This is a genomic window from Dactylosporangium aurantiacum, from assembly GCF_000716715.1.
GTDB lineage: Bacteria > Actinomycetota > Actinomycetes > Mycobacteriales > Micromonosporaceae > Dactylosporangium > Dactylosporangium aurantiacum.
This window is the reverse complement of the sequence record NZ_JNYJ01000006.1, coordinates 50,134-74,693: the sequence shown is the minus strand read 5'-3', so window position 1 is coordinate 74,693 and position 24,560 is coordinate 50,134. Positions and strand designations below refer to the sequence as shown.

Sequence of the window (24,560 nt, the reverse complement as noted above, 5' to 3'; positions counted from 1 at the left end):
GCGGCGTGCGAAGCAGGTGTTGTTCGAGGAAGACGTTGATGTCCGGGCTCATCCGTGACCTGCGTGAGGTGACTGCGTGACCACGACGGACCTGCCGCCGACGACCGACCCGGCGGCCACCGGGCACGACGGGCTGCAGGATGTGCTCGTCACCCCGCCGTGGTCCCGCCGCCGCGAGCCGGTCGTGGTGCCCGGCCTGACCCGCTCCGCGCCGCTGGCGTCCGACGGCACGGCGGGAGGCGACGCACTGCACGCCGTGCCGGACCTCGTCGCGTTGTCGCGGGAGATGGTCACCGAGACGACGCTGCGGCTGCTGCCGTTCACCGGACCGGAGCTGGCGGACCTGATGATGGAACTGCGGGTGAAGTCCCGGTCGGCGTGGACCCGCGACCTCGCGCGGCAGTGGCTGTCCCGCCACCCGGCCGCCGCCGCCCGCGATCTCGTGCCGCCGGCCCTGGAGGAGCCCGGCCCGCGCCGTGAACTCGCCGAGCACGCACTGCTGGCGCTCGCCGCGGAAGGTCACCGAGATCTGGTGCTCACCGCCGCCGAGCACTACGGTCCGGCGGCCGGCGCCGCAATCCGGACTCTGCTCGACACGGACCCGCTCGACCTGCTGCCCTCGACGTTGCCGAAGATCCCGCGCTGGGTCGCCCTGCCGACGCTGCCGGCGATCCGGCTGCGGGACGGCGTGCGGACCCTGCCGGTCGAGTCGGCGCGGCACGTGGTCACCATGCTCTCGCTGTCCCAGCCTTCCCTGCCGTATGCGGGTCTGAAGATTGTGAAGGACGTCTGCGACCCCGGCTCGCTGGCCGCCTTCGGCCGGGCCCTCCTGCTGCGCTGGGTCGACGCCAACTGTCCGTCGGTCGGCCGATGGGCGCTCGACATGCAGGGCTTCATCGGCGACGACGAGACGGCCCGCAGGCTGGGTCCGCTGATCCGCTCCTGGCCCGGTCACGGCGACCACACCCGGGCCGCGCGCGGCCTCGACGTGCTCACCGCGATCGGCACCGACGTGGCGCTCATGCACATCCAGGGCGTCGCCGACAAAGCCTCCAAGCACAGCACCCGCCGGATCGCCAAGGAGCGGCTGGAGACCCTGGCCCGGGACACCGGCCTCACCTTGGACCAGCTCGCGGACCGCCTTGTGCCCGACCTCGGTCTCGACACCGACGGCAGCCTCAGCCTCGACTACGGGCCGCGCCGGTTCGTCGTCGGCTTCGACGAGCACCTCATGCCCTTTGTCACCGACGCCGCCGGTACCCGCCGCGCCGCGCTGCCCAGGTGCGGAGTGAAGGACGACCCGGTCGCCGCGCCCGCCGCGTACCAGCGGTTCCTCGGGTTGAAGAAGGACGTGCGGACCGTGGCGGCCGACCAGATCCGCCGCCTCGAGCGCGCCATGGCCGACCAGCGCCGGTGGAGCAGTGCGGAGTTCCACCGCTACCTGGTGGGACATCCGCTGCTGTGGCACGTCGCGCGCCGGCTGCTCTGGGTGACCTCCGAAGGCCCAGACGACGGTGAGGCGTGCTTCCGGGTGGCCGAGGACCGCACGTACGCCGACGTGGAAGACGAGCCGATCGTCGTCACCGCGACCGCGACGGTGTGGCTCGCGCACCCGCTGCGGCTCGGCGACCGATTGGCGGCGTGGGCGGACGTGTTCGCCGACTACGAGATCCTGCAGCCGTTCGCGCAGCTGGGTCGCGACGTCCACGTGCTGACCGACGACGAGCGCGCCGCCCACAGCCTCGACCGGCACGCCGGCCGCACCGTCCACGTCGGACGGCTCCTCGGGCTGGTGCGCCGCGGCTGGCGGATGGGCAACGTCGGCGACGGCGGCATGGTGTGCACGCTGGAGCGTGACCTGCCCGGCGGCCTCGTCGCCTCGATCGACCTCGACCCCGGCATGTACATCGGCGACGTCACCGGCGAACAGCAGCAGACCCTCGGCAAGGTGTGGCTGCCCACCCACGCCGACGGCAGGGCCGTCGCCGGCTTCGGCGCGATCGACCCGGTCGCGGTGTCGGAGCTCCTCCACGATCTGCAGGAAGTCGGTCAGTGAGTCATGCCGTGCACCGCCGTGATCGTCCGACCTGATCGCGCGACTCGCGTTCCCGCGTCCGGCGGTGAGCGCCGACCTGGCCCACCGTCGCGCCGGCCTGGGCCACGGCCGGCGCCCTCGCCGCAACGGTGCTCATCGGCGGCGCCGCGGGCCTCGTCCCGGCAATCCGCGCCGCCCGACTGTCCCCCACTGAGAGCGTGTTTGAGAAGTGGGTCTGTTTGTCGTCAGCCGTAACCGCTTGCGTCGATGCCGCCAAGGTAAGCCGGACGTCCCAGCTGCGGCGATGCTCATCGGGCCTGACCGGCGTGCAGGTCTCGACCGCATGACCGACCTCATTGCCGGTTGTTGCACCCAACGCCGTATCTTGCCGCGGTGACCTACTTCGCAGACCTGACGCACGCGTACTCGCTCTTCGACCACGACACCGTCAGATATGAATGGGGCACGCTGGACTACCGGCCGCGGTACGAGCGGCTCAGCGTCGGCTGGTTGGACGCCTCGCAGCCGTTCGACACGGGCCCGGTCCCGGACGGGTTCGCCGACGCGTTGCTCGACATCGTCGGCAACCCGGCCGTCAACGAGACGCGCGGCCTGCACCGCTGTGAGTTCTGCCCGTCAGACACGAGTCTCATCGCCGATCCGCGGTCGGACGGCGAGTCCTGGCTTGCGTTCCGCGAGATCAGGGTGCCGGCCCGGCCGGGCGTGATGTTCGCGGCGCCGGCGCTGATCTGGCATTACGTCTCCGCTCATGCCTACCGGCCGCCCGCGGAGTTCGTCGAGGCGGTGCAGCATTACGACGCCGGCTGGGCCACCGAGCCGAGCCCCTGGATCCCGCCCGACGGGGAGCGCGCGGTCTGGGGCCGCACCGCCAGGAACGTCATGCTTCGGTGTGTGAGGTGCGGCCAGAAGTTCGAGTTGCACTACACGCCGGACGAGCCTGGTCGCAGGGCGTTATCGCTGGCCACCCAGCAGCTCAGGGAACAGTGCCCCGACCACGGCAAGGAATGGGAATTCTGCGACAAGGTCCGATGATGCATCGGCGTGCCCGCGTGCCCGCCGATGCCGATGCCGCCAACGTGGCCGGATGCTCCGGCCGCGGCGGTACCCCTCAGACCTGACCGACGAACAGTGGGCGCTGGCCGGCCCGCTGCTCCCGGCACCCAAACGCTTCGGTAGGCCAGAACAGCATCCACGCAGATCCATTGGGGACGCTGTCCTGTACGTGGTCCGCACCGGCTGCGCCTGGCTGGACACCGATCTGATGCTTCGGCGGTCGTGCGGCTGCCCGTGGGGCAACGGCGAGCGCTGATCGCGCGCTCGCCGCCCCCGCCGACGCACCGACGAGACAGCCACGGACAGCCAGCGAAGACGAGGAGGGTCAGATGCCCTCGCTGATCAGCGTTCCCTGGATCGCCGTCGTCGCGCTCGCGATACCGTCCGTGGCAAAGCTCGTGATCATCATGGTGGTGCTGCGGAACACCAAGCCCAGCGAGCGCCCGGCCATCTTGCGGGCGCTCGCCGGCATCGTCCGGCCGACCGTCGGTATGGGCCGTTCAAGAGGCATCCGGGACGAGGATGAGACGGCGAAGTCCGACAACCGACCGCCGAACGGATGAGGCGTCGCCGCGCGGTGGTGTCATACGGTGACCGGACCAACTCAGGAGGTCACCATATGGAGATCGAGGGATCGGTCGCGCTGGTCACCGGGGCCAACCGGGGGCTCGGCCTGCATATCGCGCGGGAGCTGCTCGACCGCGGGGCGAAGGTGTACGCCACCGCCCGGGACCCGCGGGCCGTGGACCTGCCCGGCGCGACCGTGCTGCGGCTCGACGTCACCGACCAGGCGTCCGTCGACGCGGCCGCGGAGCAGGCCGGCGACGTCAGCCTGCTGGTCAACAACGCCGGGCTGGCCACCTTCGCCAACCTCGTCGACGGCGACCTCGACGCCATCCGGCTCGAGATGGACACGCACTTCTTCGGCACGCTGCGGGTGACCCGCGCGTTCGCCCCGGTGCTCGCCCGGAACGGCGGCGGCGCCATCGCCAACCTGCTGTCGGTGCTGTCGTGGATCACGTTCCTCAACGCCACCTCGTACAGCGCGGCGAAGGCGGCGCAGTGGAGCCTCACCAACGGCGTGCGGCTGGAGCTCGCCGGGCAGGGCACCGTGGTCAGCGGCGTGCACCTGGGCGCCGCCGACACCGACATGATGACCCGCTGGGACGTGCCGAAGCTGGACCCGGCGTTCGTGGCCGCCGCCGTGGTCGACGGCATCGCCTGCGGCGACCTGGAGATCCTCGTCGACGAGGCCGCCAAGGGCGCGAAGGCCGCCCTGTCCGCCGACGTCCGCGTGGTGTACCCCCAGCTGCCCTGACGGCGTGGCTCAGGCGGGCTCCAGTCCGACGCACCGCCGCAGCGCCGCCCCGGTGACGTCCGGCGGGTCGCCCCGTGCGCGGCGTGACGTCGCAGCGCCGCCGCCTCGACTCCCGCGGTGGCACGGCGCCCCGCTCCCCTGCGCCGCAGAGCCCGGCCAGGTTCGACCCGGACGGCCGTTGACAACACCGCACCTGGCGTCGAGATTCAAGGTCCCACCGTCCGGTGGGGTCCACGGGGGATCGGGATCCGATGATGACGCCTGTCCGGGCGGCGCTCGCCGCCGTGCTCACCACCGCGCTGCTCACCGTGTCCGGCTGCGGCGCCACGGTCGCCGGCGCCGACGGCGACCTCGTCGACGACTGGCGGCCGCTGACCGCGCCGGCGTTCGAGCTGCCGGCCGCCGGCACCTGCGTGGACCGGCCGGCCTCCGCGACGTTCAACCCGCTGGCGCTGCGCGGCTCGACGGTCGGCTGCGACCGCGGGCACAGGTCCGAGGTGGTCGCGGTCGCCGCTGTGGAGGGCGGCCCGGCGCAGGCGTCCGAGGCGCCCGCCAGGACCAGCGACGCGTTCCGGGCGGCGTACGTCGCCTGCGGCAATGCGGTCAGCGACTACGTCGGCGGCGACTGGCACACCGGCATGCTCGGCATCGACGTGCAGATGCCGGCCGGCGCACCGTGGGAGGGCGGCCTGCGCTCGTCCGTCTGCTCGGTCCACCAGCTCAGCGACATCTACGGCCGCACCGCCAGCAGCACCGAGTCGCTGAAGGGCTCGCTGTCCGGCGCCGCACCGAAGGCGCTGCGCTGCTTCGACGTCAACGGCGACAAGGCCGGCGACTGGTGGGGCCAGATCCGGGCGCTGACCCCGATCGACTGCGCGCAGCCGCACGAGGCCGAGTTCGTCGGCACCGTCCAGGTCGGCACCGCCGCCGGCGGCCCGTTGCCCACCGCCGCGCAGCTGAAGGAGTGGACGAGCGACCGCTGCTGGTCCGCCGCCGCGGCGTACCTGGGCCTCACCGCCGCCCAGCTCGGCGCCCGCGGCGACGTCGGCGTCGCCTGGGACGGCTTCGACGACGAGGAGTGGCAGGCCGGCGAGCGGACCCAGCGCTGCCTCGCCCTGTTCGACCCGGGCAGGAAGGCCCGCGCCTCGGTCAAGGGCCTCGGCAAGCGCCCCCTGCCGGTCTGATCAGCGGTCGCCGCGCCGGGTGAGGACCTCGCCGGACGCGTTACGCGGTCAGCGCCGCCCGGAGCGCCTCGGCGTCGCGGGCGCACGAGCGCAGCTGGTCCGCGCGCTGCCGCGTCAGCTCGATGCGGGCGACAACGTCGCGCAGTTCCGCCAGGTGGCGGCGGTCGTGCTGCTGGACGGCGGCATGGTTGGCCGCGAGGAGCCGGTTGAGGTGGTTGACCCAATGCTCGAGGTGCCGGCCGACCTGGTTCAGCTGCTCGTAGGCGTGGTGGCTGAGGGCCGCACGGGCGGCGGCGAGGTCGCGGGCGGCGAGGTCCGCGATGCTCCCCAGCGCCAGGCTCCAGCCCTGCCGCATCCGGTGCCGCATCCCCTTGATCCGGCGTCTGGCCGCGGCGGCGGTCCGCGCGTCCGGTCGTAGCCGGTCGCCCTCGAGCAGGACCGGTCGGTGCAGCCCCGGGACGATGAGCCGCCGGCCGAGCTCCGTGTGGTGCGCCTCGGCGACAGCGCGGATGCTGTTCACCGCCCGGTGCAGCGCGTCGGGGTACGCATCAGTGAGGTACCGGCTGAAGTTCCTGTCCTTGCGCAGCTGGTCGATGTCGCTGAGCAGGTTCGTGCGCTCGCTGATCACGGCCGCGCGGATGCTGCCGGCCGCCCGGGAGACGGCGGTCCGGGCCGCGAGGTGACCGGCGCGGTTGGAGCGGCCGCGCTGCCGCACCTCGTCGGCGTGGCGGTGCAGGTCGGCGAGTTCCGGCAGCAGGGCCTGGTGCCGCTGGTCGCACCAGCGGGCCAGGCCGTCGACCGCGGCGCCGGCGGCTCGGGCCCGGGCGAGCCAGGTGTCGTGGCCGACGCCGACGCCGCCCAGCCGCTCGACCTGCTTCCACAGGTGCTCGACGTGGTGGCGCAGCTCGGGCGGCGCCTGCGGGGACAGCGCGAGGGGCACGACCACGGGCATCGTCGCGAGATCCGCGCCGAGCAGGGTTTCGGCGCGGCTGCGCGAGACGGCGACGAAATCGTCGATGAGCGTCGCGCGTTCGTCCGGGGTGACATCCCCGACGTCGACGTCAAGGTCGTCGAGATGGCTGCGCAGGGCACGGTCGGCGTGCGTGAGCCCGACGACGAGCCGGGCGTGCGGGTCGGCGGCCAGCACGGGGCGGACGGCGGCGAGGGTGTCGTGGCTCGGCGGGCTGTCGGGCCGGCGGGCGTCCAGGAGCACGACGAGGACGTCGGGGCGCCGCTGGAGCAGCTCGGCGGACAGCTGGTCGTGCAGCGGCGACGGCGAGCTGAAGCCGGCGGTGTCGATGACGGTGACCCCGTCCAGCCGGGGGTGCGGCAGCCGGCACACGGCGCGGGACACCCGCAGCGCCTGCACGGGATCGGTGACGGCGGCGGCGAACCCACGGACGCCGTCGTCGCAGGTCAGGTCGAAGCGCAGCGGCGCGGCGGCGGCGAAGGTCACGTCGATCCGCCCGGTCCGGTGGGACAGGTCGAGGTCCGCGGCGGTGACCGGCACCGAGGTCCGGCCGTCGGTGTGGGTCGCGGTGAGCAGCCCGAACGCGTCCGGATCGGCGCACCACGCGGACAGGGCCTTGCGGACGTCGTCGTCCGCGCCGCCCGAGCGCACGGCGTCCGCGTCGATGGTCAGCGACGTCCGCAGGTGGACCTGCGCCTCGGCGGCCGGGCCGTGCCGCAGGACGGTCAGCGCGGCGGTGGTCGCGGTGCGGCCGGTCGGCAGCGGCACCGGGCCGAAGAGGTGCTGCAGCAGCGTGCTCTTGCCGGTCGAGGACGCCCCCACCACGGCGACCCGAAGAGTCGTGTCGGCCCACTCGTCGTACATGCGGCGCAGCTGCTGCTCGGCCGGGCTCGGCGTGCCCGCGAGCGCCGCTGCCGTCTCCGCGAGCGCGACAGCCTCGGCGAGCAGGCCCAGGCACCGGGTGGCAGGGTCGCCGGAGGGGTCAGCGGCCGTAGGGTCCGGCATGGCCCGCTGCGGCGTGGGTCAGGGTCTCCTTGATGTGCCGCAGGGCGATGGCCGCGTTGCCGGCGGCGGCCGCGCGCTCCACCGACCGGTGGTCGCCGGACTCGGCCGGCACCAGCGACGCCCTGGCCGCCGAGCGCAGGTCGTCGACCGCGTCGTCGGCGATCGGCACGAGCGTGTCGCGGATGCGGCCCGCGTACAGCCAGCGGCTGCGCTCGTACGTCGCGGCGATGCCCTGGATGAGCCGCGCCTTGCCCTCGTTGAAGTCCCGGAACAGTCGGCGCACGTCCAGCGGCACCATGACGACGGTGAAGACGCCGACGGCCTTCGCGAGGGTGGAGGTGGTCGCCGTACGGGCGGCGCCGACCGCCACCGCGGTCCCGGCCTGCTCGATCGCGCTGCGGCCGATCGCCGCGCTGGTGCCACCGACCAGGCTCTTGGCCGCGGCCTCCGCGACGGTCCCGACGACGTGGCTGACGATGCCTTCCACGAGCGGCTGAGCCATGCCGCCGACGGGCCGTACGTCGACGGTGACGGCGGTCCGCCCGCCCGGCCCGCGGTCGCCGGCGGCGATCCGCAGCTCCGCGGCGAGCGCGCTGAGCCGCCGCTGGACCGTGCTGCGGGTGGTGACCAGCAGCCGTTCCTGGAACGACGTCGCGGCGAGCTTGCGTTCCATTTCCGCCTCGATCGCCCGGCTGAGCCGCTGCGACACGGTGTCCACCTGAGCGCCTCGCGCGGTGACCCGCGACAGCGCCGCGGCCGCACTACCGACCAGGGACCCGCCGAGGGTGAACTCGGCGGCGATGACGTCGCTGGCGGCCTCCGTGTGCAGGTGTACCAGTTCGGCGGCGAAACGGTCGGCGATGGTGGTCAGGTCCGTGTCCAGCAGGTCGTGCACCGGGTTGATCACCTCGTGCTCCACCCGCTGGAACGCGGCCAGCTGATCGGCGCGGATGCGGGCACGCGCGGTGAAGATCTGCTCGGCCGCGTCCGCCGCGTCGGCCAGGGTCCCGGCGGTGCCGGCGCACTGGCGCATCAGCAGCATCCGCCGAGCGTCGACGTCACCGGCGAGGCGGGTCAGGATGTCCCGGACCGCCGTGTAACCGCACCGTTCGAGGTCGACCGCGAAGCGTGGATCGGTCGCCCGACCGGGATCGGCCTGCAGCTGCCGCAGCAGCGTCCTGGTCCGGTAGGCGTCGTACAGCACGACGTCGTGCAGGTAGTCGCCGAGCTGCGCCCGCAGTTGCGCGACGACGCCGGCCAGCTGCGCGTCGGTGCGCGGATCGAAGTCCGGCTCGTCCTCGTGGTCCTCCATCGCCCGGGTGACCACCCCGAGCACGGCGTTGCGCCGGCGGGTCAGCGCGTCGGCGAACACGCCCAGCTCGCCACGGTTGGCCGCGGAGTCGGGGAAGAACGTCCAGATCACCAGGTCCGAGGCGTCGTCACGCAACCAGTCGAGAGTGACCCGCTCGAACGCCGCGAGCCGGTCGCCGAGGCCTGGCGTGTTCACCAGCCGCAGGTTCTGCAGGATCGGCTCGTCGAGGTACAGCCTGACCTCGCGGCTGCCGAGCTGTTCCCGTTCACCGGCCGACTGGCGGGCCAGGAAGCGGACCCCGTCCTCCAGCGACGCGAACGGTTCCACGCGCCCGTCGGCGGTGACCCGTTCGGCCCGCTCCGGCGCACCCGGCTCGGTGGCCTGCAGGACGGACACGACACCGTCGGTCGGGTCCTGCGAGGTGGGCAGCAACCGGCGGCCGAGCATCGAGTTGACGAAGGTGGACTTCCCGGCGGACACCTGACCGATCACGATGACCGTCACCGGCGCGGCGGCCCGTGCCCGCAGCCGGCCGGTCCAGGTCGGGTCCTTCAGCACCGGGTGCCGGTCCGGGTCGAGCCCGGCGTCGAGCGCGAGATCCCGCACGTCCTGGCTCAGTGCCTCCAACCGGGCGAGCGACGGATCGTCGCGCAGCCACGCCCCGATCGATGCCAGACCGGACGGCTCGGATGCCGGCATGTTGCCACCTCTTCACGCGCGAGCGGAGTCCTGCGGTCACGGCAGCCTCGGCTGCCTGACCGACAGGATTCCCACCCGGCCGGACGCGGGAAACCTCCGGCGGTCCGTGAGAGGAAGGTGGCCCCCGTTTCATGGCACCAGTTGATGCCCACCCTCCCCCACGACCTCCGCCAAACGCCCGTTGCGTGGGTTGCCCGTCGACTCAACGTGCGTTTTGCGGCGTGCTGAGAGGATAGCCGGTCTCAATCGGTCACTGTCAACGGCTTCGACGTCGAGGGTGCTCTATACTCGCCCGCGACACGGACGCGACGGGGGTAGGAGCCGGGCATGCACGGGCGGCGTTCCTTGGCCGATCGGCTCAACCTGCTCTTCGCCACCTTCAAGCCGCCGGACGGCGCCAACCGCGCCCGCTCGGACGGCGAGTACTTCAACAGTGAGATCGCCGAGCGCATCAACAAGGGCCCGCTGGCCGCGCAGCTGCGCCAGGAAATGGACGCGCCGGTCACCATCAGCGGCGCTTACATCGGTGAGCTGCGCAGCGGCAAGGCAACCGATCCGCGGCTGAGTCACCTCAAGGCGCTCGCGATGGCGTTCGGGGTGCCGACGTCGTATCTCATCGCCGACGGCGACGGGCCAGAGGTGCACGACATCGAGGGCGACCTGCAGCGTCTGCGTGCCATGCGCGAGCTCAACGTGCGCAAGGTCGTGCTCCGCGACGTGCTGGGCCGCACCGGGCTGTCCCCCGCCAGCCAGCAGGCGCTCGACTCGGTGCTGCGCCAGCTGCTCGAGCTCGAAGGCATCGGCATCGACCCGGACCCGCCGAAGTGACCGGGTTCGTCGCCGTGTGGGGCAGATCGGCAGGAGAGGACGAGCGGGGAGGTGGACCGATGAGATGGGGCCGGTCCCGGCGGCGCTCCGGCGTCGTCGCCGGACTGCGACTGCCGAAGCACGTCACCGCCGACACCCTGTGCGCCGTCATCAGCGAGCAGGTCGGCAAGCCGATCCACCAGCTGTATGTCTCGATGCCGCCGGAGCTGCCCAGCGGCTGGGTCGCCGTGCGCGCGAACAGTCTCAGCATCATCATCGACGCCGCCGCGCCCCGGTGGCTGCGCGACATGGTGCTCTGCCATGAGCTGGCCCACCTCGCCCACGGCCACCACCTGCTCGACCTCAACGACCCCGAGGCGATCCGGCGGCTGCTGCCCAACCTCGACCCCGGCGCGGCGCTGGCCGCGCTCGGTGAGCCGCTGGAGGGCACGCTGGCCCGCACCTGCTTCGACGGTGCCGCCGAGCGGGAGGCCGAGGAGCTCGGCACCGAGCTGTTCGAGCTGCTCAACCCGTGGCGCGGGGAGGCCCGCTGGGACGTGCCGGAGCAGGCGGCCGGTGTCATCACGCGCATCGAGCGCGCCCTCGGGGATCCGCAGTGAACGGGCTGATCTACCCCGTGGCGGCGGCCGTCGCCTGGATCGCGCTGGCCTACCGGCTCGTGCGCGGCCTGCGCCAGGACCCGCGCGACCCGGCCCTGTACGTGGTATGCACCGCCTTCGCGCTCATGGGCGTCATCTTCACCGTCTCCACGCCGGCCGTGTGGGCCCGCCTGGACGCTGCCGCCGACATCCCGAACCTCGCCCTGCTCATCAGTCAGAGCGGCGTCATCGCGTTCTCCGGCACCATCCAGTGCCTGATCATCTTCTGGACCAACCCGCCCGCCGACGGCTGGCGGCAGGCCCGCTGGCGGGTGCTGTGGGTGATCGCCGTGCTGGCCGCGATGGCCGTGCTGTTCACCCGGGCCGAACGCTACGGGGAGCGCCCGACGGACGCCGCCGCGACCTACGCGCACGATCCGGCCTACGCGGTGTACCTCGGCTGCTACGTCGCGATGGTGGCGCTCGGCGTCGTCGACATCATCCGTCTCTGCCTGCCCTACGCGCGCGACGCCGGGCGGAGCTGGCTCAGTCGAGGGTTGCGCCTGACCGCCGTCGGCGCCGGGTTCGGCATCCTGTACTGTGCAATCCGCGCCGTCACCCTCGTCGAGGGTCAGCTCGACACCGATGCCCGGCCGCTGGAAGGGCTGGTGCCGCCGGTCGCCGCCCTCGGCGCGATGCTCATCGTCGTCGGGCTGACCCTGCCGTCGCTCGGCCCGCGGCTGTCCCGCGTCGGCTCCTGGCAGGCGCAGCGCTCGGCGTACCGGCGACTCCATCCGCTGTGGACGGCTGTCGCGGTGACCGTGCCGGAGGTGGTGCTCGACCCGGCGCACGAACCACCGCGGCGCATCGTGCGCGACGTCGACCGCCGGCTGCGGCGGCGGGTCGTGGAGATCGGCGACGGCATCCGCCAGCTCCGCCACCACCTCGCGGACGCCCCCGACCGCGACGCGGTGGCCTACGCCGCCTCGCTCGTGGCCGCGTGCGAGGCCCATCAGGCGTCGCTCGACGGCACCCTCGATGAGGCCCGGCGGGCCCGGTGGAACGCCTGGCGGGCCACGCCTCCGGCCACCGGCCACCGGTCCGCCCCGTTCGACGGCGGCCACATCGACTTCGCGGACGAAGTGCGCTGGCTCGTTGCGGTGTCGCGCGCGCTGCACTCGACCACGAGGAACCCCGACCGGACGCCCGGTCTGGCTCGGTAGGCTTCGCGTTGACCGACCCGGACCAGGGGCAGATTGCGAGCACGCCATGACGACCGCCCTCCTCGACGATCCGCACGCGGCGTACGCCGCGCTGCGCGCCGCCGGCCGGGCGCACCAGGTGACGCTGCCCGACGGCTCGCCGGTGTGGGTACTGACCCGCTACGCCGACGTGCGCGCCGGTCTGGCCGACCCGCGGCTGTCGCTGAACAAGCGCCACGGCACCGGCGACTGGGGCGGCTTCAAGCTCCCGCCCGCGCTGGACGCCAACCTGCTGAACATGGACGCCCCCGATCACACCCGGATCCGCCGCCTGGTGGCCCCCGCGTTCAGCGCCCGCCGGGTCGAGGCGCTCCGGCCGCGGGTGGCCGCCCTCGCCGCCGGCCTGCTCTCCCGGCACCCCGCCGACCTCATCGCCGGCTACGCGGTGCCGCTGGCCGTCACGGTGATCTGCGACCTGCTCGGCGTTCCCGACGCCGACCGGCCGCACCTGCGCACCGTGACCGCGGGCATGCTCAGCGGCGCCACCGAGCCGGTGGCCGCGTTCGAGACCTATCTTCGCGGCCTGATCGCAGCCAAGCGGGCCGAGCCGGCCGACGACCTGATCACCGCGATGATCGCCGCCCGCGACGAAGACGACCGGCTCAGTGAGGACGAGCTCACCTCGCTGGCCTTCCTCACGCTCCTGGCCGGGTACGAGAACTCGGTCAACCTGATCGGCAACTGCATCCTGCTGCTGTTGCAGCGGCCCCAGCTGGTGGCCGAGGTCCGCGCCGACCCGCAGTTGTGCCGGGCCGCGGTGGAGGAGACGCTGCGGTACGAGCCACCGGCGATCCTGGCGCTGCGCCGGTTCGCACGGGAACGTCTGGCGTACGGTGAGGTGACGATCCCGGCCGGCGCCACCGTGCTGCTGAGCCTGGCCGCCGCCAACCGCGACCCCGCGGCCGTGGACGATCCCGACGAGTTCCGCCTCCGCGTCCCGCCCGCCCCGCACGTGGGCCTGGGCCACGGGCCGCACTACTGCTTCGGCGCCGCGCTCGCGCTGCTGTCGGCCGAGGTGGCGGTCGGCACCCTGCTGGAGCAGTTTCCCCAGGTCACACTGGCCGATCCGGGCGCACCGCCAGCCTGGCGCCACTCGATCCGCACTCGTGCGCTGAGCGAGCTCCCGGTCGTCCTCACTTCGTAGCATTCCGCTCTTGGTATGGACGGCGAACATGCCTTAACCTTGCGGTGAGACCGGCATCTTCCCCCGTGGATGCCGGTCTCACTACGTTCCGGCCCGGCCGACCCTGCCTAACCGCGTTCTGCCAGGTGGTCCTGGGTGGGTGTGTCGTCGGTGGCGGTGAGGGGAAGTTCGACGTCGAGGTCGGTGCCTGCCCCGCGTGGGCTGTGCAGGGTGATCCGGCCGCCGAGTGCCGCCGCGCGGTCCTTGAGGCCGAGCAGGCCGGTGCCGCGGGTGAAGTCGGCGCCGCCGACGCCGTCGTCGTGCACCGTGACGTGCAGGACGGTGGTGTCGGCGTGGACGGTGACGCTGGCGGTCCTGGCCTTGGCGTGTTTGGCGATGTTGGTGAGTGCTTCGGCAACGATGTAGTAGGCGCTGATCTCCACTCGTTCGGGAAGTCGTGTGGTGATGTCGATGTCGAGGTCCACGGGGATCGGTGAGCGGCGGGCGAGGGCGCGCAGCGCCGGCTTGAGGCCGCCTTCGGTGAGGATTGCCGGGTGGATGCCGCGGGAGATCTCGCGCAGCTCGTCGACTGCGGCGGTGGCTCCGGCGACGGCGCGGTCGAGGTGGGTGCGGAAGCTGTCGAGTTCGGGCGGCAGCTCGGCCTGTGCCATGCGCAGTTGCAGTGCGAGGGCGACCAGCCGTTGCTGGGCGCCGTCGTGGACGTCTCGTTCGATGCGGCGGCGGGTCTGGTCGGCGGCGGCGACCACACGCGCCCGTGAGGTGGTGAGTTCGGTGCGGCTTTCGGCGTTGGCGACGGCGGTGGCGACGAGTTCGGTGAAGTCGGCGAGTCGTCGTTCGGTGTCATCGGGAAGGTGTTCGCAGCCGGATCCGATGACCATGGCGCCCCACACCCGGTCTTCGACGATGATCGGGCTGGCCACCGTTGAGCGAAGTCCGAGGGTGAACGCTTTGGGGTCGGCGGCGATGTGGTCGTCCGCGTCGGTGCGTGCCGCTCGACCGGTGGCCTGGACCAGGGCCAGCGCCCGGCCGGGTGGGGGTTTGCCGCGCCAGCCGGGTTGTGGGTGTCGCAGTCCGTAGCTTCCCATCACTGTCGCGTCGGCGTCGGGTTCGAATCGTGCGATCACAGTGGCGTCGGCGCCGAAGAGTGTGCCGGCCACGTCGGCGACGGCGTCGAAGACGAGTTCGGGTTTCGCGCTGCGGGCGACGAGCGTGGCGATGCGCCGGAGGGCGGTTTGTTCGTCCGCGACGCGGCGGAACTCGGCATAGAGGTGGGCGTTGTCGAGGGAGACGGCGAGTTGGCCGGCGATGAGTTTGACGCTGTCGAGTCGTTCGGCGGTGAAGGCGCCGCGGATGAGCCGGTTCTCCAGCAGGAGGACCGCTTTGAGGGTGCTGCGGCTGAGGACGGGGATGGCCAGCAGTGAACAGCGGGTGAGGTCGGTGAAGTAGGGGTCGCGGGCGAAGCGGTCGTCGGTGGTGGCGTCGCCGATGACGAGTGGCTCGCCGGTGCGTTGGGTGTACCGCAGGATGGACAGCGGGACGGTGTGCTCGCGGCCGGTGCCGTCGACCGGGACGACGCCGTGGTCGGGTGTGGGCAGGAGCCAGGTCTGCCGGTCGGCGCTCCACACGAGGAGCTGGACACTGGTGGCCCCGGTCATCGCGCTGAGGACGTCGGCCAGGCGGGTGTGCAGCCCCGCGATGTTCGTTTCGGAGCTGAGTGCTTGCGATGCGGACAGGATGCCGAGCAGGTCGATGGTTCCGGTCGTGACGGTGGAGCGGCCAGGGGAATGATCGTCTGGCCGGTCCTCCGGCTGGCTGTCGGGTGTGACCGTCCCGGCCTGATGGCGCAGGGCCGGGTACGCCCGGTCCAGTTGGCTGACTTTGGCTGTGGCACCCCAGGCGAGGTACTCCTGGCGGGCTTCGGCGAGCAGGGTGTAGCCGGTGTGTTCGAGGCCGTGGACGAGGTGGAAACGGCCCGCGTGTTCGGTGATCAGGGCCCGGTGCCACGGCCGTTGCACCTGGGCGGCGTCCCGCCACGCCGCGTCGAAGGCGAGGATGGCGGCGCGGAAGTCGCCGACCGCCCAGGCCCGCTCCGCCTCGAGGAACCGCAGCAGATGCCGGAAGTTCGCCGGCGCGTCCGCCGCCCGGGCGGCCAGCCAGCGCATCACGTCGTCCAGTTCGGACAGCAGACCGGCACGCTCACCACCGCGACCGGCCCGGGCCTGCCCGGCCAGGGCCAGCCCACGCAACACCCGCGCCACCGCGGCCGGGTAGACGCCCTGGCCGGCCACCAGCATCGACATCGCCGCCGCGGTGTGCCGCGTCAGGCCGGCCAGGTCGCCGAGGACGGCCGTCACGATCCCACCGGTGGCATGCGCGTGCAGCAGCGTCAGCATGCTGCTGGCGTCGCTGTCGGCGGGCAGCGCCGCACCGGCCACGGCGGAGCTCTCACCGCGCAGCACACCGGCCACCCGCCGGTAGTTGTCGAGCAGCTCACCGGTCTGTTCGGCGCCGGTCCGCCGCATGAAGGCCAGCCCGGCCTCCACCTCGGTGACGTAGACATCCAGCGACGGCGCGCACTCCAGCAGGGCCGGCACGGTGGCGTAGTAGGTGTGTCCGGCGTTGGCCAGGTCGCCGCCGGCGAGCAACCCCTCCCGGGCCCGCCGACCCGACCCGACGACGTTTTCGAACGGTTCGAACCAGGAGTTCAGCAGCGCTGACAGAAAGCGCGCCTGCGAGGTGTCGGGCTCGTAGCCGCGGGCTTCGCCCAGGGCCACGATCCGCCGCAGCGCCCGGTACCCGGAGGCATAGTCGCCGCGCATGTCCACAACGGCGAAGGCGGTATGGCTCATCGGTCCGAGCAGGGCGCCGGCGGTGCCGTGCTCCATCCAGATCCGCAGCGCCTCCAGGCTCAGCCAGGCGACCAGGGGCTGATCGGGGGTGAAGAAGGCGGCCGGTAGGACCGCATTGATCAGCCTGGCCGCGGCCAGCAGCACCGGCTCGGTGATCTCTGGTTGAGCCAGGTCGTCGGCGGGTCGTGTCTGGTCTACCCATTGGTACAGGTAGTCGAACCGGTGATCTGCCTCCGTCGGGAGCCGGTCGGCGGCCGGCACGGCGATGCCGAGCTCACGCAACGCGCCCAGGCAGAGCTCGATCGCCTCCGCGAAACGGCTCCGGTGGGTCAGGCTGTGCGTCTGCACCACCGTCGCGTCCGCACAGTTCAAGGCGTTGGTGCACAGGCCCTCGATGGTGCGGTACTCGTCGTCCGCGTCCTCCAGGCGCCCCATGCTGTACAGGGCGGCGTGCCGGCCGGTGCGCACCTCGACCAGCGTGGCGGTGTCCGCCGGGCCGACGAGCCGCAACGCGGCGGTCAGCAGCGCGTTCACCGACATGTAGTTGCCGACCAGCACCGCCTGATCAGCGGCACGCCGCAGCAGGCCCACCACCCGGCGCCGCTCCATGCCGTCCTCGACCGCGTCCACCACCGGCAGATACTGCTCCGCCGCGACCGCGAACAACTCCGGCACGCCGGCCAGCCGCCGCGCCATCGCCAGCTGCAGCGCACGCCGTCGCCGCGGATCCAGCCCGCGCAACGTCATCTCGCGGATCCGGTCATGACGGAACCGGACCGCGTCGCGCACCCCCGGCTCCATCACCACCAGACCCTCATCCAGCGCCGGCGCCAGGCACCGCTCCAGCTGAGTCGCCGATTTGCCGATGGCGGCCTGCAACACGCTCAGCTCGACACTGCCGCCAAGACACGCCATCGCCTCCACCAGCCGGCGCGACCCGCCTGACAGGGCGGCGACACCGGTCGCCAACAACGCGGCCACATCGGAGCCACCCACATACGCACGCAGCGACGCGGCGTCCCACCGCCAACCGGCGGCCGTCGCGGTCACCACACCATCCCGCCGCAACGCGTTGAGCAGCTCCACCGTCTCATACGGATTCCCGGACAGATACGGACTGATCAACTCGACCAGACCCGCCGCCGAGGCCCGGTCCACGTGCAGCATCTCCGCAACCAACGCGACAGAATCGGACACCGGCAGGTTCGCCAACCGCAGATGCCGCACCTGCGGATGCTCACGCCACCGGGACAACGGCCCGGACAACGGGTGCGGCGGGTCCACGTCGCCTTCGCGGTACGCGCTCACCAGCAACAGGCCGTCGATCTGCTCCTCGCTCAACAGGAGGTCGACCACGCCCAGCGGCGTGCGCCCCGCCCACTGCAGGTCGTCGACGAACACGACCAGCGGCCGTTTCCGGGAGGCGACCGCGCGCAGCACCTCCACCGCGATCCGCTGTGAACGCACCTGCGCGGTCAGCGGATCCCCTGGATCCGCCGACCGCACCTCCAACAACGCCGCGAGTTCCGGCTGCACCGCGGTCAGCAACCCCACATTCGGCCCGACTGCCGCCAAGATCCGCTCGCGGACCCGGGTCAGCTCGTCCTCCGGCTCGGCGAGCAGCAGCCGGGCCAACCCACGAAGCACCTGATGTACCGCGTCGAACTCCAGATCCCGTCGATACTGGTCGAATTTCCCCGAGACGAACCAGCCGCCACCGCCCGTCACCACCGGCCGCAACTCATCGACCAGCGCCGTCTTCCCCACTCCCGGCACCCCGCCGACCAGCACCCCACGACATCCGCCCGAGAGCGACTCGGTGAACGCCGTCTCCAGCGCCGCCACCTCCGCGTCCCGGCCGACCAACCGCGACGGTGGCGACAACCGCAATGGAACGTCACGCTCACCCACCCGCGACACCTCCGCCCCCGGAGCCGTGTCCCGCAACCGCTCCAGGTCGTGCAGCACCCCCTCCGCCGTCTGGTACCGGTTGTCCGGCTCCTTTTCCAACAGATGCATGACCACCTCGGAGAACAACTCCGGAACGTCCGGATTGATCTTCACCGGCGGCACCGGCACATGCGCGAGATGCGCATGGGTCAATTGCAACGGATCACCGAAGCCGAACGGCGGCCCACCCGTCGCCAACTCGTACAACGTCGCACCCAACCCGTACAGGTCGGCACGCTGATCCACCGATCGCGCGGTGCGCCCCGTCTGCTCCGGCGCCAGGTACGCCAAGGTCCCCAAAATGTCCGTGTAATGCGTGAACTCAGGGCGCACACCGGCGAACGGCGACGCCAACGCGAAATCCACCAGATACGGCACGCCGTCGCCGGAAACCACGACATTCGCCGGCGTGATGTGGCGATGCATCACGCCCCGGCGGTGCATCCCCGCCACCGCCCGGGCCAACCCCACCGCGAGCTCGATCAGCTCGTCGACCGCCAACGGCTTGGCCAGCTCGGCCAAGCATCGGCCGTCGACGTCCTGCATGACCACCGACCCCGGCAGCCCGGGCGCATCCACCAGTTGCGCGACACCCGCCACGCCACGCAACCGCCCCAGCATCGCCAGCTCGTGCTGCACCCGCCGCTGAGCGTCCGGTCCCAACAGCTCCTTCCGGACCACCACACGGCCAGCGACCAGCACGCGAGTCACCCGCGTATGACAGTTTTCGTGCAGCACCTCCACCAGGCCAGATGGATCCCGGCCCGGCGGCGACCCGCCTGACTCCATCCGATACTCCCGCAAACGGTCCGAACTACTTCAAAGCGTACTGACTACCTGCGCGGGTGACTGTTCACCGCGCTCCGCTGTCCGGGTCGGCGGGCCGGCCGAGCTCCGGCACCCAGGGGTGCCCACGGAGTGCAGCTCAACCTCGCAGCAGTTCCTCACTGCTCAGGCCCGCCAGGTCGCAATGTGGAACACCGCTGCGGCGAATGCGTCGCTGCGGTGCCGGCGGGAGTGTCGGTCCGTGACACCTCAAGGGTGCGGCGGCGGCTCCGGCGCCGCGGGTGACCGGCCGGTGTGATGATCGACGGGTTCCGGGTGATAGATCGGGTCCAGGTACTGTCGCCGGCCTCGGCGCCTCGGGCCGCCGTCGGCGTCCTGCGCGACGGAGCGCTCGCGCCGCTGGACTACGCGTGGAGCCGTCCGGCAGCCGCCGCACCATCGCCGCCCGATCGCCACTGCATCGACGATTGCCATGCTGTTCGGCGTGGACATCCTTCGCCGCCTCGGCGCCTACCTGCTGCGTGCCATCGTCGACCTCGGCCATGACGTCAGCCCCGTCCCGCTGCCCGGCAGGCAGGACCGCGACGGCGACGCATCGTGACGCCCGGTCACACCCTCGCCGCCGGCGGCGGGCCGGCCACAGCGTGAGCGCGACGAGCACCGCCGCGGTGACGGCGAAGGCCACCGCCGGGCGGCCGGCGACCAGCGCGCCGGCGACGCTCCCGCCGACGTAGCCGCCGATGCCGACCGGCCCCGGCAGCGCGCCCCGCGCCGCCGTCCGGCGGGCCTCGCCGCGGCCGGTGAACCAGGCCGCGACGCGCGTCCCGGTCTTCACGATGGTCCCGGACTGGTACGTGACCGTGGCGGCGTCCCCCGCGGGCTGGGCGAACAGTCCCGCGAGGCAGCCCATGAAGCACGCCCCGGCGGCGGCGAGGGCGGCCCGCCGGCCCAGGCCCGGCGCGCCCCGGTCGAGCGTGGTGGATTCGCCGACCGCCCGCCTGGCCCGCCGCCCGGGGCCCCGGCGCGGATACCCACGCGGCGGCGTGTGAACACCACCCGGCCGCGCGGTGGAGGCCAGGGCCGCCTCCACCGCGCGGGGTCTCAGGGCAGCATCGCCGGGTTCGCGGCGATGGCGGCCAGCTGCTCCGCGGTGAGGAACGGCGCGCCGAGGGCGGGCTTGAGGCTGGGTTGCCGCTGCGGGGTGCCGAGGCCGATCTCGGGCACGCTGCGCTGGGCGGCGAGCATCAGGAAGCCGCCGTCGAGGTACCGGCGGGCGACCAGCACGTCACCGCCCAGCTCGTCGTCCTCGAGGCCGACCCGGACCGGCACGCCGGCGACGTCGATCACGCGGCACTCACGGCCGGCCTCAGGCAGTGCGCACAGGTCCCCGCCGGTCGGCAGGGGGCTGCCGTCGGCGGCGATCGCGGCGAACAGATCCCCTTCACCGCGGCCGTCGGAGACGGTGACCTCGGCGTACGCGTGGATGTACAGCGGGGTCGACGGCGGTGGCGAGTCGATGCGGATCGGCGACTGCGACGGCTCCGCGAACGGGTAGCGGGTGCTGCCGTGGTAGCCCGCCGGCAGGGCGGCGACCAGCACGTCGTACATGCGGCGGTCGTGCGACGCGGGGGCGGTCGCCGACCGTACCGGCGCAACGGACGGCACCGCCGTGGACACGGACGGCGCCGGGGCGGCCACGACGGCCGGCGCCGGGGCCGAGGCGGGCAGCAGCGCCGGGGTCACCAGCGCCGCGGCGACGGTCACCCCGGCCAGCCCGACGGACGCGGCCACGAGCCGGTCCCGGCGGGCCGAGGCCCGCGCGGCGATCGCGAGCGCCCGGTCCGCCGTCCGCAACGGGGGCGCGTCCACGCCCAGGGTCAGCTCGCACAGCTCCCTGACGTCGTTGATCGTCATCGTTGTCCTCCCGGAATGGTGGGTTGGAAGGTGTCGCCGAGCACCTCGCGCAGGTTGTCGAGGCCGCGGGCGGTCTGGCTCTTGACGGTGCCGGCGGAGCAGCCGAGGATCTCGGCGACCTGCTCGACCGACAGGTCCGCCCAGAACCGCAGGACCAGCACCGCCCGCCGCCCCTTCGGGATGCGCAGCAGCGCGGTCTTGAGCACCTGCCGGTCCTCGACGCCGCGGTGCTCGGGCACCACCGCGTCGAGCGTCTCGTCGTCGGGCAGCACGGACCGTTCCCGCCGCCACGGTCGACGGTGCTCGTCCAGGAACGCGCGCAGCAGGACCCGTCGCGCGTACTGGTCGAGCACGTCGTGCCGGTCGATGCGCGCCCACGCCCGGTACAGCTTCGTGAACGCCGTCTGCGTGAGGTCCTCGGCGAGGTGCCAGTCGCCGCAGAGCAGGTATGCGGTGTTTCTCAGGTGGCCGGCCCGGGCGGCGTAGTACGCGACGAACTCCTCGTCGTGTGCCCGCCGGTCCCCTCGCCGGAGCATTCGCATCATCATCGGGTAAGACACGTACCGCACCGCCCGGCCGGTTGCCCGGCCGATTGACCCTGACACTGGGCTGAGCCGGGCACCCGGGCGCCCCCACCGCGCGTCCGGGTGCCCGGCCCGTCAGCCGCCTACGACGCGGCGCGGCGGCGGGTCCGCGACCGGGCGGCGGCCGCCTCGGCCGCGGCCTGCGCCTTGCGCCGCGCGACCAGCAGGCCGACGACCCCGACGATGGCGAGCGGGCCGCCGACCAACGTCAGGACCGGCACCCCTGCGATGAGGCCGGCGGCGTTGCCGACCACTCCCAGGATGATGAGGATCCGCCAGACGGCGGGCGTGCTGCGGGCGTCGTCAGCCATGTTGCCTCCCAGAGTCGTGCCGGCGACCGTACGCACCGCACCGCCGGCCGCGCACCCTCCCGGATCCGGAGCCTGCCGCATCGATACTGGTCAGGTCGGCGCCCACCGGCGCCGCGCGGTCCCCGGACCGGGCCGTTGCGGGAGGACACATAGGATCTTCGGGTGACCGACGACCCACGGTCGGTGTTCGCCGCCGCGCTCACGCAGCTGCGCCGGCGCCGCGCCGACCTGTCCGACGAGGCCCTCGCGCGCCGGGCGAGCCGGACCGCACTGCCGTCGGGGCGGCACGCCGCCGTCAACGCGCGCCGGCTCGGCGAATGGGTCAGCGGCCAGTCGGTGCCCCGCGACTTCGACGGGTTGATGGCGCTGGTCCTCGCCCTCGACCCGGGCGCCGCCGTGGCACCCTGGCAGCGGTTGTGGCGCGCGGCGTACGACCACCGCACGGCACCCCGCCCGACGGACCCTCCGGTGGAGCAGGCGCACGACGTGGTGGTCGGCCACCCGCCGACGGACGCCGCCGGCCTGTGCGACCGGGCCGCACTGGCCACGGCGGTCGACACCGCGCTCGGCGGCGACGGCGTGCGCCGGGTGGTGCTGCGCGGCACCGGCGGCGTCGGCAAGACCCAGCTCGCCTCGGCCGCGTTCCACCGGACCCGGGGCCGCGGCGCGGTGCTGGTGTGGACGGCGGCCGGCACCCCGGAGTCGGTGCGCGCGACGTACGCGCGGGCCTGGCGCGCCCTGTCCCGGGAGGGCCGGGCCCAGCCGGACGGTCCCGGCGGCGACGACGACACCCAGGCCGACCTGTTCATCGCGTGGCTGCGCACCGCCGAGCGCCCGTGGCTGGTGGTCCTCGACGACGTCGACGACCCGGCGGCGCTGGACGGGCTGTGGCCGATCGGACCGGCCGGCCGGGCGCTGGTCACCACCCGCCGGCGGGACGCCGCGCTGACCGGCCCGGCGGTCGAGGTCGTCGAGGTCGGCATGTTCACCCCGCAGGAGTCGACCGGCTACCTGCGGGCCCGCCTGGGGGACGCGGCGGACGGGCACGTCGCGGCGCTGGCCGGCGCCCTCGGGCACTACCCCCTCGCGCTGTCGCAGGCGGCCGCGTTCGTCATCGACAGCGGCATCGGCGTCGAGGCGTACCTGGGTCTGCTCGCCGACCGGCGGGAGACGGTCGGCGAGCTGTTCCCGCCCACGTCGCCGGCGGACGGGCACGACGGCACGGTCGCCGAGACGTGGCAGCTGGCACTGGACCGGGCCGCCGCGCTGGTGCCGCCCGGCCACGCCAGGGCGATGCTCGACCTGCTGTCGCTGCTGGCCGCCGACGACATCCCGGACGTGGTGCCGCGCAGCGCCGCGGCCCGCGCGTGGCTGGCCGGCGCGGGCACCCCCGCGGAGCCGGTGTCCGAACGCGCCGCGCTGCTCGCGCTGCGGGCGCTGCACCGGCTGAGCCTGGTCGTGCACGACCCGGCGCGCGGGCCCGTGTCGGTCGCCGTACACCCGCTCGTGCAGCGGGCGACCCGGGAGACGGCCGCGGCGCCCGGCGCGGTCGCGGTCGCCGCCGCCGACGCGGTCGAGGAGTGCTGGGCGCGGGCGCGGGACCAGGAGACCGCGGGCGCCCTGTTCCGGTGCGCGGACACCCTCGACGCGCTCGCCGGCGAGCACCTGTGGTCCGGCGGGATGCACCCGGTCCTGCGCCGGCTCGGCGGGCACCTCAGCGACTCCGGCCGCCCCGGCGCCGCCCGCGACCGCGACACGCTGCTGCTGGCGACCGCCCTGGACCGGCTCGGCCAGCGGCACCGCGACGTGCTGGTGCTGCGCGCCCGCGTCGCCGCGAGCACCGGCCGCCTCGGCGACGCCGCCACGGCCTGCGACGCCCTGGCCGACCTCGGTCGCACGGCGGTCGAGGCGCTCGGCCCCGACGACCCGGACACGTTGTGCATCCTCTCCGACGCCGCGTACTGGCGCCTGGAGTCCGGTGCGGGCGCGGCCGCCCTCGAGGAGCTGCGGGCCCTGCTGCCGCGCATGGAACGGGTGCTCGGCCCGCTCGCCCCGGCGACGCTCGACGCGTACCGGCACACCGCGCTGGGCATCGGCCACACCGGCGACGCCGCCGGCGCCCGCGACGCGTACGCGGCCTACGCCGCCCGGCTCGAGGCGGCCGCCGGCACCGGCCACCCGGCGTACTACCCCAACCTCGCCGACCTGGGCCGCTGGACCGGCGAGGCCGGTGACCCCGAGGGCGCCGTGGCCGTGCACCGGCGCGCCGCGGCGGGCCTGGAGGCGACCCGCGGCCCCCTCGACGAGGAGACCCTGACCTGCCGCCACAACCTCGCCTACTGGGAGGGCCTCGCGGGCCGCCCGGACGCGGCCGCGGGCGGCCTCGCGGTCGTGGTCGCCGACGCGGTGCGCGGCATGGGCGCCGAGCACCCGCTGACGCTGACCGCACGCGCGAACCACGCGTACTGGCAGGGCATGGCCGGCGCCCCGGGCCCGGCGGTCGCCGCCCTGGACGCGGTCCTCGCCGACATCGAACGCACCATGGGCGTCGAGCACCCCCGGGCGCTGCGGACCCGCCAGCACCGCGCCCAGCTGCGCGCCCTCGCCGGCGACCGGTCCGCCGCGATCACCGAGCTGCGGGCCGTCCTGGACCGGATGACCACCGTCCAGGGCGCGGGCCATCCCCGCACCCGCGAGGTCGGCGACCTCCTAGCCACCCTGACGACCGCCCCCGAGTAGCCCCGCGGCGGCTCTCGT

The 24,560-nt window shown here is 73.4% G+C and carries 17 protein-coding genes; 11 read left to right on the top strand and 6 right to left on the bottom strand.

What is annotated here, in order from left to right; all coding sequences use genetic code 11:
• The first annotated feature begins 76 nt into the window (after nucleotides 1-76).
• The 6 genes from OP18_RS08055 to OP18_RS08040 all read left to right on the top strand — a co-directional run bounded on the left by OP18_RS08055 (nucleotide 77) and on the right by OP18_RS08040 (nucleotide 5,611).
• Nucleotides 77-2,056, top strand: a complete 1,980-nt coding sequence (locus tag OP18_RS08055; protein ID WP_052386369.1) for a DUF4132 domain-containing protein — start codon at nucleotides 77-79, stop codon at nucleotides 2,054-2,056.
• A gap of 372 nt (nucleotides 2,057-2,428) precedes the next feature.
• The gene (locus OP18_RS52140) at nucleotides 2,429-3,088 is read left to right on the top strand and encodes a DUF7919 family protein (protein WP_052386368.1); all 660 of its coding nucleotides are present in this window, start codon (nucleotides 2,429-2,431) and stop codon (nucleotides 3,086-3,088) included.
• 52 nt (nucleotides 3,089-3,140) lie between these two features.
• The gene (locus OP18_RS54870; protein ID WP_081970505.1) at nucleotides 3,141-3,365 is read left to right on the top strand and encodes a transposase; all 225 of its coding nucleotides are present in this window, start codon (nucleotides 3,141-3,143) and stop codon (nucleotides 3,363-3,365) included.
• A 73-nt stretch (nucleotides 3,366-3,438) separates the two neighbouring features.
• The gene (locus OP18_RS56880; protein WP_156089357.1) at nucleotides 3,439-3,672 is read left to right on the top strand and encodes a hypothetical protein; all 234 of its coding nucleotides are present in this window, start codon (nucleotides 3,439-3,441) and stop codon (nucleotides 3,670-3,672) included.
• 56 nt (nucleotides 3,673-3,728) lie between these two features.
• Nucleotides 3,729-4,427: an SDR family oxidoreductase gene (locus OP18_RS08045; protein WP_033358137.1), complete on the top strand. Its 699-nt coding sequence runs from the start codon at nucleotides 3,729-3,731 to the stop codon at nucleotides 4,425-4,427.
• A 251-nt stretch (nucleotides 4,428-4,678) separates the two neighbouring features.
• Complete coding sequence (locus tag OP18_RS08040; protein ID WP_033358136.1) at nucleotides 4,679-5,611, top strand: septum formation family protein; 933 nt, start codon at nucleotides 4,679-4,681, stop codon at nucleotides 5,609-5,611.
• 40 nt (nucleotides 5,612-5,651) lie between these two features.
• On the opposite strand, the gene OP18_RS08035 is transcribed toward OP18_RS08040, so the two are convergent.
• On the bottom strand, nucleotides 5,652-7,586 hold the full coding sequence (locus OP18_RS08035; RefSeq protein ID WP_033358135.1) for a dynamin family protein: 1,935 nt from the start codon (nucleotides 7,584-7,586) through the stop codon (nucleotides 5,652-5,654).
• Nucleotides 7,564-9,597: a dynamin family protein gene (locus OP18_RS08030; protein ID WP_033358134.1), complete on the bottom strand. Its 2,034-nt coding sequence runs from the start codon at nucleotides 9,595-9,597 to the stop codon at nucleotides 7,564-7,566. Before OP18_RS08030 ends, OP18_RS08035 begins: the two co-directional genes overlap by 23 nt.
• 327 nt (nucleotides 9,598-9,924) lie before the next feature.
• Between OP18_RS08030 and OP18_RS08025 the strand changes: the two genes are divergently transcribed.
• The 4 genes from OP18_RS08025 to OP18_RS08010 are packed head-to-tail and all read left to right on the top strand — an operon-like array spanning nucleotide 9,925 to nucleotide 13,409.
• Entirely contained in the window at nucleotides 9,925-10,425 is a 501-nt protein-coding gene (locus OP18_RS08025) for a universal stress protein (protein ID WP_033358133.1), read from the top strand.
• A gap of 59 nt (nucleotides 10,426-10,484) precedes the next feature.
• A complete protein-coding gene (locus tag OP18_RS08020) occupies nucleotides 10,485-11,024 on the top strand; it encodes a M48 family metalloprotease (protein WP_033358132.1) in 540 nt (179 codons plus the stop codon).
• On the top strand, nucleotides 11,021-12,226 hold the full coding sequence (locus OP18_RS08015) for an MAB_1171c family putative transporter (RefSeq protein WP_052386366.1): 1,206 nt from the start codon (nucleotides 11,021-11,023) through the stop codon (nucleotides 12,224-12,226). The genes OP18_RS08020 and OP18_RS08015 overlap by 4 nt, the downstream gene beginning before the upstream one ends.
• Nucleotides 12,227-12,272: 46 nt before the next feature.
• Nucleotides 12,273-13,409: a cytochrome P450 family protein gene (locus OP18_RS08010; RefSeq protein WP_033358131.1), complete on the top strand. Its 1,137-nt coding sequence runs from the start codon at nucleotides 12,273-12,275 to the stop codon at nucleotides 13,407-13,409.
• A 107-nt stretch (nucleotides 13,410-13,516) separates the two neighbouring features.
• Here the strand turns inward: OP18_RS08010 and OP18_RS08005 are convergent, their stop codons facing one another.
• The 4 genes from OP18_RS08005 to OP18_RS07985 all read right to left on the bottom strand — a co-directional run bounded on the left by OP18_RS08005 (nucleotide 13,517) and on the right by OP18_RS07985 (nucleotide 21,803).
• Nucleotides 13,517-18,919 carry an AAA family ATPase gene (locus OP18_RS08005; protein ID WP_162189754.1) on the bottom strand — a complete coding sequence of 1,801 codons (5,403 nt, stop codon included), beginning with the start codon at nucleotides 18,917-18,919 and terminating at the stop codon, nucleotides 13,517-13,519.
• A 1,176-nt stretch (nucleotides 18,920-20,095) separates the two neighbouring features.
• On the bottom strand, nucleotides 20,096-20,908 hold the full coding sequence (locus OP18_RS07995; RefSeq protein ID WP_033358129.1) for a hypothetical protein: 813 nt from the start codon (nucleotides 20,906-20,908) through the stop codon (nucleotides 20,096-20,098).
• Nucleotides 20,905-21,444, bottom strand: coding sequence for a SigE family RNA polymerase sigma factor (locus OP18_RS07990; RefSeq protein ID WP_033358128.1), 540 nt, complete (start codon nucleotides 21,442-21,444; stop codon nucleotides 20,905-20,907). Before OP18_RS07990 ends, OP18_RS07995 begins: the two co-directional genes overlap by 4 nt.
• A 131-nt stretch (nucleotides 21,445-21,575) precedes the next feature.
• Complete coding sequence (locus OP18_RS07985) at nucleotides 21,576-21,803, bottom strand: hypothetical protein (protein WP_033358127.1); 228 nt, start codon at nucleotides 21,801-21,803, stop codon at nucleotides 21,576-21,578.
• 162 nt (nucleotides 21,804-21,965) lie between these two features.
• Between OP18_RS07985 and OP18_RS07980 the strand changes: the two genes are divergently transcribed.
• Nucleotides 21,966-24,542 (top strand): NB-ARC domain-containing protein, encoded by a 2,577-nt coding sequence (locus OP18_RS07980; RefSeq protein WP_052386364.1) that lies wholly within the window; start codon nucleotides 21,966-21,968, stop codon nucleotides 24,540-24,542.
• The last annotated feature ends 18 nt before the right edge of the window (nucleotides 24,543-24,560 follow it).